This window comes from Streptomyces niphimycinicus (genome assembly GCF_018883605.1).
Taxonomy (GTDB): Bacteria; Actinomycetota; Actinomycetes; order Streptomycetales; family Streptomycetaceae; genus Streptomyces; species Streptomyces niphimycinicus.
Genome location: NZ_JAHLEM010000542.1, coordinates 1 through 11,331 on the forward strand (window position 1 = coordinate 1; position 11,331 = coordinate 11,331).

Sequence of the window (11,331 nt, forward strand, 5' to 3'; positions counted from 1 at the left end):
AGCCGCCCGTGGGAAGCCAGTAACCTTGTCCGAGGCTCACCTGGCCCGTTCAACTCAGCCCCGTGCACACGAAAGGTGTCTGTCACCGTGGAAACCGCCGCCCGGACCGCCCCGGCAGCAGTGATTGTCGCGATCGACGGCCCCGCAGGCACGGGCAAGTCCAGTACTTCGAAGGCCGTCGCCGCCAAGCTGGGCCTGGGCTACCTGGACACCGGCGCCCAGTACCGGGCGATCACCTGGTGGATGGTGACCAACGGCATCGACGTCGACGACGCCGTGGCCGTGGCCGACGCCGCGGCCAAGCCACACATCGTCTCCGGGATCGACCCGGCCGCCCCGACGATCAGCGTCGACGGCACCGATGTCGCCGGGCCGATCCGCACCCAGGAGGTCACCTCGCGGGTCAGCGCGGTCAGCGCGGTGCCCGAGGTGCGTACCGTGATCACCGAGCTTCAGCGGACCATCGCCGCCGAGGCGCCGCGCGGCATCGTGGTCGAGGGCCGGGACATCGGCACCACGGTTCTCCCGGACGCCGACGTCAAGATCTTCCTGACCGCCTCCCCGGAGGTCCGGGCGGCCCGCCGCAGCGGTGAGCTGAAGGGCAAGGAGGCCGCCGACCTGGCCGCCACCCAGGCCGCGCTGGCCAAGCGGGACGCCCTGGACTCCGGCCGTAAGACCTCGCCGCTCGCCAAGGCGGCCGACGCGGTCGAGGTGGACACCTCCGAACTCACCCTCGACCAGGTCATCGAGTGCGTCGTCACTCTCGTCGAGGAGAAGCGGACGGTCGCGTGAGCGCCACCGAAGCGACGCTTCCCAGCGCGGGCGGGGCCGTCGTGGCACGGCGGATCGGCATCGGCCTGATGTACGGGCTGTGGCGGCCCCGGGTGCTGGGCGCATGGCGGATCCCGTCCGCCGGGCCCGTCATCCTCGCGGGAAACCACTCGCACAACATCGACGGCCCGATGCTGATCGGCACCTCGCCGCGGCCGGTGCACTTCCTGGTCAAGAAGGAGGCGTTCGTCGGCCCGCTGGACCCGTTCCTGCGCGGTATCGGGCAGCTCAAGGTGGACCGTGCGAGCGCCGACCGCGCCGCGATCGGCCAGGCCCTGGGGGTGCTGGAGCGCGGCGGGGTGCTCGGGATCTTCCCGGAGGGCAGCCGCGGCGAGGGCGACTTCGCGTCGCTGCGCTCGGGCCTCGCGTACTTCGCCGTGCGCTCCGGTGCGCCGATCGTGCCGGTGGCGGTGCTCGGCACCGCCACCCCGCGCGGCGACGGGCGGGCCAGGGCGCTGCCCCGGCTGCGCAGCAGGGTCGACGTGGTGTTCGGCGACCCCTTCGAGGCGGGAGACGGAAGCGGCAGGCGGACGCGGGCGGCCCTGGACCAGGCCACCGAGCGCATCCAGCAGCGGCTGGGCGCGCATCTGGGCACCGCCAGGCGGCTGACCGGCCGCCCAGACCAGACATGAGATCCGCGAGCCCTCAGGGGCTGCCGCGGTATTGAGGGACGACGAGGAAATCTTCATGAACGACCAGATCCACAGCGGCGGCGACGAGCACGGGGAGCTTGGCGACGCCGAGTACGCGGAGTTCATGGAGCTCGCCGTGCAAGAGGGCTTCGACCTGGAGGAGGTCGAGGGCGACCTCGCCGCGGCGGGACATGGCCCGCTGCCGGTGCTGGCCGTCGTCGGCCGCCCCAACGTCGGCAAGTCCACCCTGGTGAACCGGATCATCGGCCGCCGCGAGGCGGTCGTCGAGGACCGTCCCGGGGTCACCCGCGACCGGGTGACCTACGAGGCCGAGTGGTCCGGCCGCCGCTTCAAGGTGGTCGACACCGGCGGCTGGGAGCAGGACGTGCTCGGTCTCGACGCGTCCGTGGCGGCCCAGGCCGAGTTCGCGATCGAGGCCGCCGACGCGGTGGTCTTCGTCGTGGACGCGACGGTGGGCGCCACCGACACCGACGAGGCCGTCGTCAAGCTGCTGCGCCGGGCCGGAAAGCCCGTGGTGCTGTGCGCCAACAAGGTCGACGGGCCCAGTGGCGAGGCGGACGCCGCGATGCTGTGGTCGCTCGGCCTCGGCGAGCCGTACCCGGTCTCCGCGCTGCACGGCCGTGGCACCGGCGACATGCTCGACGCGGTCCTGGAGGCGCTGCCCGAGGCCCCGGCACAGACCTTCGGGGCGACGCTCGGCGGACCGCGCCGGATCGCCCTGGTCGGCCGCCCGAACGTGGGCAAGTCCTCGCTGCTCAACAAGGTCGCGAACGAGGAGCGGGTGGTCGTCAACGAGCTGGCGGGCACCACCCGCGACCCGGTCGACGAGATCATCGAACTGGGCGGCATCACCTGGAAGTTCGTCGACACCGCCGGTATCCGCCGCCGGGTCCACCTCCAGGAGGGCGCCGACTACTACGCCTCGCTGCGTACCGCGGCCGCCGTGGAGAAGGCGGAGGTCGCGGTCGTGCTGATCGACGCCAGTGAGTCCATCAGCGTCCAGGACCAGCGGATCATCACGATGGCCGTCGAGGCCGGGCGCGCGCTCGTCATCGCGTACAACAAGTGGGACACCCTCGACGAGGAGCGCCGCTACTACCTCGAGCGCGAGATCGAGACGGAGCTGGGGCAGATCCAGTGGGCGCCGCGGGTCAATGTCTCGGCGCGCACCGGCCGCCATATGGAGAAGCTGGTCCCGGCGATCGAGACGGCGCTGGCCGGCTGGGAGACCCGGGTCCCGACCGGGCGGCTCAACTCCTTCCTCGGCGAGATCGTCGCCTCCCATCCGCATCCGATCCGCGGCGGCAAGCAGCCGCGGATCCTCTTCGGGACGCAGGCCGGCACCCGGCCGCCGCGGTTCGTGCTCTTCGCCTCGGGCTTCCTGGAGGCGGGCTACCGCCGCTTCATCGAGCGGCGGCTGCGCGAGGAGTTCGGCTTCGAGGGGACGCCCCTACAGATCTCGGTGCGGGTGCGCGAAAAGCGCGGCCGCAAGAGGTAACGGTGGCGGCGCGCGGTTGACGCCATCCCGGCCCCGGACGCACCGTCCGGCGGCGGGGCGGCGGCGTGTGGCGCGCTCAGCGGCGGGTCGGTCCCGGCCCGCCGGGCGCGCATGACGGCACCACGTCAGCAGGTGTTTCAGTAGGTGTCCACCTCAGCAGGCGTCTCAGTAGGTGTGACCCCGCTCCTCGCCCCGGCCGGGCGGCAGGGCGGGGAGATAGCCGCGGTAGTACAGCTCGTCGGTGTGCCAGGCCCCGCTGTGGCTGTCCGGGCGGCCGTGGCCGCCGCTGACGAGGCCCCGGGGCTGGCCGATGGCGGCGAACGCCACGAACTCCATGTTCTCCTCGTCGGAGCGGTCGCCGGGCAGCGCCCGGAACAGCCTGCGGTACTCCGCGTACAACGCGTCGTAGATCGGCGTGGCGGAGTGGCGCCAGGGATCGTGCGCTGCCTCCAGGGCGGGGCGCATGGCCGGAATGCAGCCGTATGACGGGGGTCGGTAGGAGAGGTCGTATGCGTGCACGTATGTGCCAACGACCCGACCGCCCGTCGGATGCGGCATCGGTGGCGAATGGGCTGCCCACCACGGTTCGCCGAGGTCCGGTGGGAGGTCCGGGACGGCGGCGGTCATGTGCCCGCGAGCGGCATCGACGCGCCGACCAGCGCCCCGCGCGCCGCGGCCCGGTCCAGCGCCGCGCGCAGTTGGTCCTCGCGCGGCTGGGTGCCGATCGTGCCCGCCGCCGCGGCGTAGACCAGCACCTTCTGGGAACGGCCGACGGCGCTCCGCCAGCCCTCGCTGAGCGGCATCGGGCTGTGTGCCTGCCACCAGGCCACCGGCCGGCCGCCGCCCGGCGCCGGCATCAGCACCGCGTGCAGCCGCCCCATGGCCAGCAGCACCGACCAGCCGGGGTTGGGCGCGGGCGGCCGGCCCAGGTCGACCACCGGGGCGAACCCCTGCTCGCTGAGAAGCTGGAGGAACTCGTCGCCGTGCCCGGCCGAACCGGGGCGGATGATCGGCGCGGTCGGCTCCACCACCAGCGCCGGGCGCGCCTCCTGGCCCACCAGCACCACCCCGCTGGTCACGCCGAGCACCGCCTGCTGGGCCACCGGCGCCTGACCGGACGGGCTGTGGCCGGACGGCGCGGAGGTGTGGGAGGCGGTGGCGGGAGACGCGGGCGACGGGGCCGGATACGCCGGCGGGGCGGCCGGGGCGGGGAAGTGCGGCGCCGAAGCGTGCGCCGCGGCCGGTACGGGCGGTGCGTACGACGGCGCGGTGTCCTCACCCGTGATGGACCGCACCGCACCGCGCAACTGGTCCTCGGAGACCGGGACGACCTGGGAGGGGACGCAGGTGGCGTGCGCGAATGCCAGCACCGCCGTCTCCTGCCCCACGAAGAGCACGGTGCTGGTCCGCTCCTGCTCGGTGTTGCCGGGGGTGCGGCAGGACGTGCAGTCGTAAGCGCCCGGGGCGTTGTCCCCGGCGAGCAGCCGGTCGGCTTCTTCGTCGCCGATCTCGGCGCGTACGTCATTGCTGACGTCGAGCATGCGCGGCACGGGTGGCTCCTCGGTCTCGGTGGGTGCGCGGGGCCGGTCCCCGGCTCATACGTAGACAACGGGCCATGCGGGGCGGGGGTCACGCGGCCCGGCCGCCCCGGGGTCCGATGTGCCGTCGGGCCGGAAAGTTCCCCTGGCTTCCTACCGATTGCACATCTGTTGGGGCACAAGAAGGTGATGAAACCCAACCCTGTGCCACTTTTCTCCGTCTTACACCGTGGTAGGCGGACGAGACTCCCGTCCGCGGGGAAGCCAGGGGATACGGGGCCGGATGCACATCTCTTTCCTTATTCACAACGCGTACGGGATCGGCGGGACGATCCGGACCACGTACAACCTCGCCCGTTCCCTGGGAGAGCAGCACGATGTGGAGATCGTGTCGGTGTTCCGCCACCGTGATCAGCCGATCTTCGACCCCGGTCCGCGGGTGCGGCTCAGCCATCTCGTGGACATCCGCAAGAACAGCCCGTCCTACGACGGCGCCGACCCGGACCACGGCCGCCCGGCGGAGGTCTTCCCCGCGTCCGAGGGCCGCTACAAGCAGTACAGCGCCCTCACCGACCGCCGTATCGGAGACCATCTCCGCCGCCTGGACGCCGATATCGTTGTCGGAACCCGTCCCGGGCTCAATGTCCACATCGCCCGCGAGGCCCGTCGCGGTCCGGTACGGGTCGGACAGGAGCATCTGACGCTCGGCACCCACTCCACGGGGCTGAAGCGGGCCCTGCGCGCCGTCTACCCCCGGCTGGACGCGGTGACCACCGTGACCGAGGCCGACGCGCGGACCTACCGTGACCAGATGCGGCTGCCCGGGGTACGGGTCGAGGCGGTCCCCAACAGCGTGCCCGAGCCCGGTCTCGACCCCGCCGACGGCACCGGCAAATGGGTGGTCGCGGCCGGCCGGCTGGCCCCGGTCAAACGCTACGACCTGCTGATACGCGCCTTCGCGAAGGTCAGCGCGGCCCGCCCCGACTGGCGGCTGCGGATCTACGGCGGCGGCGCCCAGCACGCCAAGCTGCGCGCCCTCATCGACCAGCTCGGCCTCTACAACAACGTCTTCCTGATGGGCCCGGCCAATCCGCTCGACCCCGAGTGGGCCAAGGGCTCCATCGCCGCCGTCACCTCCAGTCTCGAGTCGTTCGGCATGACCATCGTGGAGGCGATGCGCTGCGGCCTTCCCGTGGTGTCCACCGACTGCCCGCACGGGCCGGCGGAGATCATCGACAACGGGGTGGACGGCCGGCTCGTGCCCACCGGCGACACCGACGCCATCGCCGCCGCGCTGCTCGACCTCATCAACAACGACGAGCTGCGCCAGCAGATGGGACAGGCGGCGCTGAAGGACTCGGCCCGCTTCGACCCCTCCCGGGTGGCCGGGCGCTACGAGACGCTGTTCTCCGGTCTGGTCGCCCGCAGCGGGCTGCGGGGCTCCCTGCACCGCGCCCGCGGCTCCCTGCTCAGTGGCGCGTTCGCCACCAAGGACTCCCTGCGGAAGGTGCGTGTCGCATGAGCGCAACGGCACAGGCAGCGCAGCACGTGGAGCAGGCCGCGCAACACGTCGAGCAGGCAGCGCAGCACGTCGAGGAGGACAGGATGAGCGAGGCCCCCGAGGCCGCCCCCGCCCGCGCCGACTGCGTGGCGGACTCCGCCGGAGGGCTCACGTTCCACATCGCCGACTGGGCCCGGCCCGGCCCCGGCGGCCTCGACGACTGGAGCGGTGCGCTGGTGCTGGTCCGCCGAGGCGCGGCGGACACCCCCGACGGGGAGGTGCGGCTGCCGCTGGGTCCCACCGCGGACGGCCGGCTCCAGGCCGCCCTGCCCAGCAACGTCGCCCTGCCCGAGGGCCGCTGGGACGTCCATGTGGCCCACCGGGACAGCGAGCCGCAGCGGCTCGCCCCGGGCCTGAACGATCTGCGCTCGCTCGTCGACCGCCGGCCGGGGCCGAGCACCAACCCGCTGTCCGTCCGCATCCCCTACGCCACCAAGCACGGCAATCTCTCGCTGCGCAGTTGGCGGCGGGCGCCCCATGCCGAGGCCGGGGAGATCCGGCTGGAGGACGACACGATGGCCGTCCGGGGGCGGCTCCACCGCGTCGCGTACCCGTCCGAGTGGCTGGCCGGGGCGGTCGTCGAGGCCCGCTGCCGCCGGAGCGCCGCCCCGGTGCGGACGGCACCGCTGGTGGTGGACGGCCCGGACTTCTCCTTCACGCTCTCCTACACCGAGCTCGCGCGGAGCTGGGACGGCGGCGCGCACGTCTGGGACCTGTGGCTGCGCCCGGCGGACGAGACCATGGCCCCGGCCCGGATCGCCCGGATCCTGGACGATGTCGCGGACAAGAAGGAGATCTTCACCTACCCGCCGCGCACGGTGACCGGCCCGCACGGGGAGGCGCGGGCCCAGCCGTACTACACCCGGGACAACGATCTGGCGGTGCGGATCGAGGCGCCCGCCTGATCCCAGGAGAGCAGCCGGGCGGGCAGGGGGCCTTGAGGACGAGAGTTGTCCGCAAGTGGTGGCAGACTCGGCCGCATGCTGGAGACCTCGGCCCGACTGCTCCGCCTGCTCTCCCTGTTGCAGGCCCACCGCGAATGGTCCGGCGCGGATCTCGCCGACCGGCTCGGGGTCACCCCGCGCACCGTGCGCCGCGATGTGGACCGGCTGCGCGAACTCGGCTACCCCGTGCACTCCGCGCCGGGCACCGGCGGCGGCTATCAGCTCGGCGCGGGCGCCCAGTTGCCACCGCTGCTGCTCGACGACGAGGAGGCGGTGGCGGTCGCGGTGCGGCTGCGCCAGGCCGCGGGCGGCGGGGTCGAGGGCATCGAGGAGACCTCGGTACGGGCCCTGGCCAAGCTGGAGCAGGTGCTGCCGGACCGGCTGCGCCGCCGGGTGGGCGCGCTGAGCGCCTTCACCGTGCCGCTGTCCGGCTGGAGCCCCGGCCCCGGGGTGGACCCCGAAGTGCTGACCGAGCTGGCCGCCGCCTGCCGGGACTGCCATCAACTGCGCTTCGAATACCGCGACCACGGCGGTGCCCTCACCCGCCGCACCGCGGAACCGCACCGGCTGGTCGCCGCGCAGCGCCGCTGGTATCTGGTCGCCTGGGACGTCGACCGCGCCGACTGGCGTACCTACCGGGTCGACCGGATCACCCCGACCCCGCCGCACGGCCCCCGGTTCACCCCGCGCCGCCCGCCCGCCGAGGACATCGCCGCCTATGTGGCCCGGGGCATCACCACCTCCGTCTACTCCCAGCGGGCCACCGTGCTGCTGCGGGTGCCCGCCGAGCGGGCGGCCGAGCGGTTCTCGCCCTTGGTGGGGGTGCTGGAGGCCGTCGACGAGCAGAGCTGTCTGCTGCACACCGGCGCTTCCAGCCCCGATGCGCTGGTGCTCCATATCGCGCTGAGCGGCTTCGACTTCGAGGTGCGCGAGCCGGTGGAGCTGAACGACCACATCCGCGAGATCAGGGACCGCCTGGACCGGGCCCTGGGCTGAGCTGCCCGGAGCTGCCTGATCTGTTCCGATCTGTCCGGATCCGGCCGTCCGGCGCGTCACTCCCTCGGGGCCAGCAGCGGCCCGAGTGGCCCGAGGTCCAGATTGAGATCGGAGGGCGCGATGCCGTAGCGCTCGCAGAGCGTGCCCATCCGGTCCTCCAGCAGCATCAGCGTGACCCCGATCCGCTCTTCCTGCTCCTCGGTCAGATCGCCCTCGTCCACCCGGCGCAGCGCCTGCCGCTCCATGAGCTGGCGCAGCAGCTCCACGACGGTCAGCACCAGCTTCATCAGGTCGCGTTCGACGGTGTCCTGGTCCAGCTCCACCTTGTGGCTCACGGTTCCTCCCAGGGGGACGGGACATTGGCGTTGACCGAGCTGATGAGGGCGCGCAGATCGATGCGGACCAAGTCGACGTCGGCGATCCGCAGGGTCAGATCACCGGTGATCACCACGCCGCCCGCGAGCAGCCGGTCCAGCACGTCCACCAGGGCGATCTGCTGATGGGCCAACGGGCCCTCCGGGGCCACCGTCATCCCTCCGCCCCCGTGCTCTCGGCCCCGTCCCGGGCGTCGGTCCCGTCCCGGGCGTCGGTCTCGTCCGGGGCGTCGGTCTCGTCCGGGGCGGTGAAGGAGTACGGCGCCCAGGGGCCGGTCAGCTCGACCCGCAGCGCGGCCGTCCGCCCGGCCAGCTCACCGACCCGCTCGGCGAACGCGGCGCTGTCCTCGCGCCGCACCAGATACGCGGCGTTCAGCACATTGCGGTCGGACACCCCCGACAGCCGGGGGTCCTGCGGCGGATGCAGCCGGGCCCGCTCGGCCAGCCCGCTGAGGGTGTCGTGCACCAGCCGCGCACCCTCCTCCGTATCGCCCCAGCGCCGCTCGGTCGCCTGCCGCTGTGCCTTGCGGCGGCGCAGATAGTCGCGGCCGGACATGCCGCCCGGGGCGCTCGGGGTCCCGGCGGGCGGCCCCTCGGGCGCGGGCGGCTCCTGAGCAGCGGACGGCCCCTCGGGCACGGGCGTCGCGGCGTACGCCTTGACGCCCCATTCGACCCGGCCCTCCAGCCGGTCCAGCGCCGAGGCGAACCGCTCCCGCCCGGCGGCGAGCATCCGCCGCAGCCCCTCCTCGCCCTGGCAGACGGTGGCCAGCCGGACCGGTATGACACAGGACTCGGCGCCGACGGTGTCGACCACCCGCTGATGGGTCCGGGCCACCCGCTCCAGCCACGCCATGTCATCCAGCCGCTGCCGCAGCGGGCCCTCGTCGAAGTCCTCGGCCGGTACGGTCCCCGCCAGCACGGCGAGTCCCAGGTGGCGCACGGCCACCACCGGTTCGCCCGCGACACCGGGCACCCGCTCCAAAGCGGTGCGGGCGGCCTGCGGCGCGTCGGTGTCGCGCACGACCGCGTAGGCGTACCGCAGTCCTTCGGTCATTCGGCGCTCTCCCGGTTCTCCCCGCCGGTCACCTCGGTCTTCTGCGGGCCGTTCACCTCGGCCCGGGCGCGTGACGAGAGCGACGGGTCGTGCTCCCACCAGTCGATGCCCATCTCCTTCGCCTTGTCGACCGAGGCCACGATCAGCCGCAGCTTGATCGTGAGAAGTTCGATATCGAGCAGGTTGATGCGGATATCGCCCGCGATCACCACACCCTTGTCGAGCACCCGCTCCAGGATGTCGGCGAGGTTGGCCCCGCCCTCGCCGCGCCCGGCCAGCCCGTAGGACCCCGAGGAGCCGAACGACGACGCCGGTGAGCCATACGCGCCGGCCGTCGGGGCCACACCGCCCCGGGTGGTCACAGAGTCCCGTTCGCCCACTGGCGTGCCTCCTCCAACCGGTCGAGCAGCACGTCTTCCTGCCGCTCGAACTCTTGTCCGTCGATCACGCCCTGGTCGAGCTGGGCCTCCAGCTCGGCCAGGGCGCGCTGGATGTTGGCCGGGTCGTAGTACTCCCGCTCCGCGGCGGCGACGACCTGCCTCAGCACCCAGCCGATCATCAGCATCAGGACTCGACGAAGCTGTACGGCGGCAGCGGACCGTTGATCCGCAGCTTCAGCCAGGGGTGGGCCCGTTCCACGTCGGCGGCGGCGGTCAGCAGCGGATCGGCGCCGTCCTTGGCGAGCAGCAGGGACAGGCTGAGGAACCAGCCGCCGCTCTCCGGGCCGGGGCGCACGTCCTCGGCGGCCCGGGCCAGCGCCTCCTCCACCAGCGTGGCGTCCCGCACCTCGCGGGCCCGTACCGCACTGGCCATCAGCTCGCCGAAGCGCACCCGTTCCTCATAGGTGCCGCCGCCGGCCGCCCGGTTGGCCTCCGCCATCATCCGCAACTCGGGTTCCTCGGCGAGCACTTGGTGGAGCACCGCGTCCTCGTCGTGTACGACCTTGACGTTGTACTCCACCCGGTCGGTCAGCCGGCTGAGCTGGTCCTGGTAGCGGTCGGCGTGCTCGGCCAGCACGCTGCGGACGTCGTCGTCGCTGGAGGAGACGCTGCCGAAGCGCATCGGCAGCACCGGGCGGGAGTCGCTCACCTCGGCCAGCACATGCTGATGGGCCAGCAGATCGCGGCGCCGGGGCTTGAGCTCCGGCGGGCAGTCGCTGACGATCGCGGCCAGCTCGCCCTGGTTCAGCGCCCGGACCGGCAGCGGGGGGTCGCCGATGCCCAGCAGCCGATCGCCCAGGTCCCGGACCTCACCGCGCGCGATGCCGTAGACATAGGTGGTCATGCGGACTCCTCGGACTTCCTCGGCGCCGCCTTACGGGCCGGGCGCCGGCGGCGCGGCTCCTCCTCCTCGTCCTCCTCCGACGGCCGGATCGCGTCGGCCACGGACCGGGCGGCCTTGGAGACGGTTTCGCCGGCGCCGGACAGGGCGCCCTTGGTCTTGGAGCGCGCACCACCCTCGGTGATGCCCTCGACGACCTCGGGCAGGCCGGGGGACTTGTTCGGGCCGGACTCCAGGTCGAGCCGGTTGCACGCCTCGGCGAACCGCAGATAGGTGTCGACGCTCGCCACCACGATCCGAATATCGATCTTGAGTATTTCGATGCCGACGAGGGATACGCGGATAAACGCGTCGATCACCAGCCCTCGGTCGAGGATCAGCTCCAGGACGTCGTACAGACCGCTGGAGCCGCCGCCCCTGGATTGCTGTGCCGGGACAACAGTGGTCATGTCGGGTGTTCCTAATCCGTGTGTAGGGATTCCAGCCGGGCCCCGGCGGGGTGGCTGGTCTTGCTGCTGGATGGGGTCGTGGTGGCCCGCGGGTGCCGGGTGAATCCCTTGTGGTTCCCGGCCCTGGAGGCCTTACGAGAGACCGGCGACAG

At 72.7% G+C, this 11,331-nt stretch carries 15 protein-coding genes; 6 read left to right on the top strand and 9 right to left on the bottom strand.

Features of this window, described 5'->3' with window-relative positions:
- Positions 1-87 precede the first annotated feature (87 nt).
- From cmk to der, 3 genes are all read left to right on the top strand, one after another.
- Positions 88-792: a (d)CMP kinase gene (gene cmk, locus KN815_RS35565; protein WP_253209437.1), complete on the top strand. Its 705-nt coding sequence runs from the start codon at positions 88-90 to the stop codon at positions 790-792.
- A 68-nt stretch (positions 793-860) separates the two neighbouring features.
- Positions 861-1,463: a lysophospholipid acyltransferase family protein gene (locus tag KN815_RS35570; RefSeq protein WP_253209438.1), complete on the top strand. Its 603-nt coding sequence runs from the start codon at positions 861-863 to the stop codon at positions 1,461-1,463.
- 55 nt (positions 1,464-1,518) lie between these two features.
- Entirely contained in the window at positions 1,519-2,982 is a 1,464-nt protein-coding gene (gene der, locus KN815_RS35575) for a ribosome biogenesis GTPase Der (protein ID WP_216345973.1), read from the top strand.
- Between the two features lie 165 nt (positions 2,983-3,147).
- Here the strand turns inward: der and KN815_RS52395 are convergent, their stop codons facing one another.
- A complete protein-coding gene (locus KN815_RS52395) occupies positions 3,148-3,447 on the bottom strand; it encodes a hypothetical protein (RefSeq protein WP_308696469.1) in 300 nt (99 codons plus the stop codon).
- Positions 3,448-3,605: 158 nt separating this feature from the next.
- On the bottom strand, positions 3,606-4,532 hold the full coding sequence (locus KN815_RS35585; RefSeq protein ID WP_507229919.1) for a DUF8842 C-terminal domain-containing protein: 927 nt from the start codon (positions 4,530-4,532) through the stop codon (positions 3,606-3,608).
- Between the two features lie 271 nt (positions 4,533-4,803).
- Between KN815_RS35585 and KN815_RS35590 the strand changes: the two genes are divergently transcribed.
- From KN815_RS35590 to KN815_RS35600, 3 genes are all read left to right on the top strand, one after another.
- On the top strand, positions 4,804-6,042 hold the full coding sequence (locus tag KN815_RS35590; protein ID WP_216345975.1) for a glycosyltransferase family 4 protein: 1,239 nt from the start codon (positions 4,804-4,806) through the stop codon (positions 6,040-6,042).
- 83 nt (positions 6,043-6,125) lie between these two features.
- A complete protein-coding gene (locus KN815_RS35595; RefSeq protein ID WP_216345984.1) occupies positions 6,126-6,986 on the top strand; it encodes a hypothetical protein in 861 nt (286 codons plus the stop codon).
- A gap of 75 nt (positions 6,987-7,061) precedes the next feature.
- Positions 7,062-8,021 (top strand): helix-turn-helix transcriptional regulator, encoded by a 960-nt coding sequence (locus KN815_RS35600; protein ID WP_216345976.1) that lies wholly within the window; start codon positions 7,062-7,064, stop codon positions 8,019-8,021.
- 56 nt (positions 8,022-8,077) lie between these two features.
- Here the strand turns inward: KN815_RS35600 and KN815_RS35605 are convergent, their stop codons facing one another.
- The 7 genes from KN815_RS35605 to KN815_RS35635 form a co-directional block, all read right to left on the bottom strand.
- Positions 8,078-8,308 carry a gas vesicle protein K gene (locus KN815_RS35605; RefSeq protein ID WP_253209439.1) on the bottom strand — a complete coding sequence of 77 codons (231 nt, stop codon included), beginning with the start codon at positions 8,306-8,308 and terminating at the stop codon, positions 8,078-8,080.
- 44 nt (positions 8,309-8,352) lie between these two features.
- A complete protein-coding gene (locus KN815_RS35610; RefSeq protein WP_216345978.1) occupies positions 8,353-8,553 on the bottom strand; it encodes a gas vesicle protein in 201 nt (66 codons plus the stop codon).
- A complete protein-coding gene (locus KN815_RS35615) occupies positions 8,550-9,449 on the bottom strand; it encodes a GvpL/GvpF family gas vesicle protein (RefSeq protein WP_216345979.1) in 900 nt (299 codons plus the stop codon). Before KN815_RS35615 ends, KN815_RS35610 begins: the two co-directional genes overlap by 4 nt.
- Positions 9,446-9,727 (bottom strand): gas vesicle protein, encoded by a 282-nt coding sequence (locus tag KN815_RS35620; RefSeq protein ID WP_216345985.1) that lies wholly within the window; start codon positions 9,725-9,727, stop codon positions 9,446-9,448. The genes KN815_RS35615 and KN815_RS35620 overlap by 4 nt, the downstream gene beginning before the upstream one ends.
- 80 nt (positions 9,728-9,807) lie before the next feature.
- A complete protein-coding gene (locus tag KN815_RS35625) occupies positions 9,808-9,996 on the bottom strand; it encodes a gas vesicle protein GvpG (RefSeq protein ID WP_308403691.1) in 189 nt (62 codons plus the stop codon).
- A 17-nt stretch (positions 9,997-10,013) separates the two neighbouring features.
- Positions 10,014-10,733, bottom strand: coding sequence for a GvpL/GvpF family gas vesicle protein (locus KN815_RS35630; protein WP_216345981.1), 720 nt, complete (start codon positions 10,731-10,733; stop codon positions 10,014-10,016).
- Positions 10,730-11,179, bottom strand: a complete 450-nt coding sequence (locus KN815_RS35635) for a gas vesicle structural protein GvpA (protein ID WP_216345982.1) — start codon at positions 11,177-11,179, stop codon at positions 10,730-10,732. The genes KN815_RS35630 and KN815_RS35635 overlap by 4 nt, the downstream gene beginning before the upstream one ends.
- Positions 11,180-11,331 lie beyond the last annotated feature (152 nt).

Bases quoted from the DNA above. Each gene is read 5' to 3' on its own strand.
- KN815_RS35615 (WP_216345979.1), bottom strand. From the start codon at position 9,449: ATGACCGAAGGACTGCGGTACGCCTACGCGGTCGTGCGCGACACCGAC.
- KN815_RS52395 (WP_308696469.1), bottom strand. From the start codon at position 3,447: ATGCGCCCCGCCCTGGAGGCAGCGCACGATCCCTGGCGCCACTCCGCC.
- KN815_RS35630 (WP_216345981.1), bottom strand. From the start codon at position 10,733: ATGACCACCTATGTCTACGGCATCGCGCGCGGTGAGGTCCGGGACCTG.
- KN815_RS35605 (WP_253209439.1), bottom strand. From the start codon at position 8,308: ATGAAGCTGGTGCTGACCGTCGTGGAGCTGCTGCGCCAGCTCATGGAG.
- der (WP_216345973.1), top strand. From the start codon at position 1,519: ATGAACGACCAGATCCACAGCGGCGGCGACGAGCACGGGGAGCTTGGC.
- KN815_RS35635 (WP_216345982.1), bottom strand. From the start codon at position 11,179: ATGACCACTGTTGTCCCGGCACAGCAATCCAGGGGCGGCGGCTCCAGC.
- KN815_RS35595 (WP_216345984.1), top strand. From the start codon at position 6,126: ATGAGCGAGGCCCCCGAGGCCGCCCCCGCCCGCGCCGACTGCGTGGCG.
- KN815_RS35600 (WP_216345976.1), top strand. From the start codon at position 7,062: ATGCTGGAGACCTCGGCCCGACTGCTCCGCCTGCTCTCCCTGTTGCAG.
- KN815_RS35610 (WP_216345978.1), bottom strand. From the start codon at position 8,553: ATGACGGTGGCCCCGGAGGGCCCGTTGGCCCATCAGCAGATCGCCCTG.
- KN815_RS35590 (WP_216345975.1), top strand. From the start codon at position 4,804: ATGCACATCTCTTTCCTTATTCACAACGCGTACGGGATCGGCGGGACG.
- KN815_RS35570 (WP_253209438.1), top strand. From the start codon at position 861: ATGTACGGGCTGTGGCGGCCCCGGGTGCTGGGCGCATGGCGGATCCCG.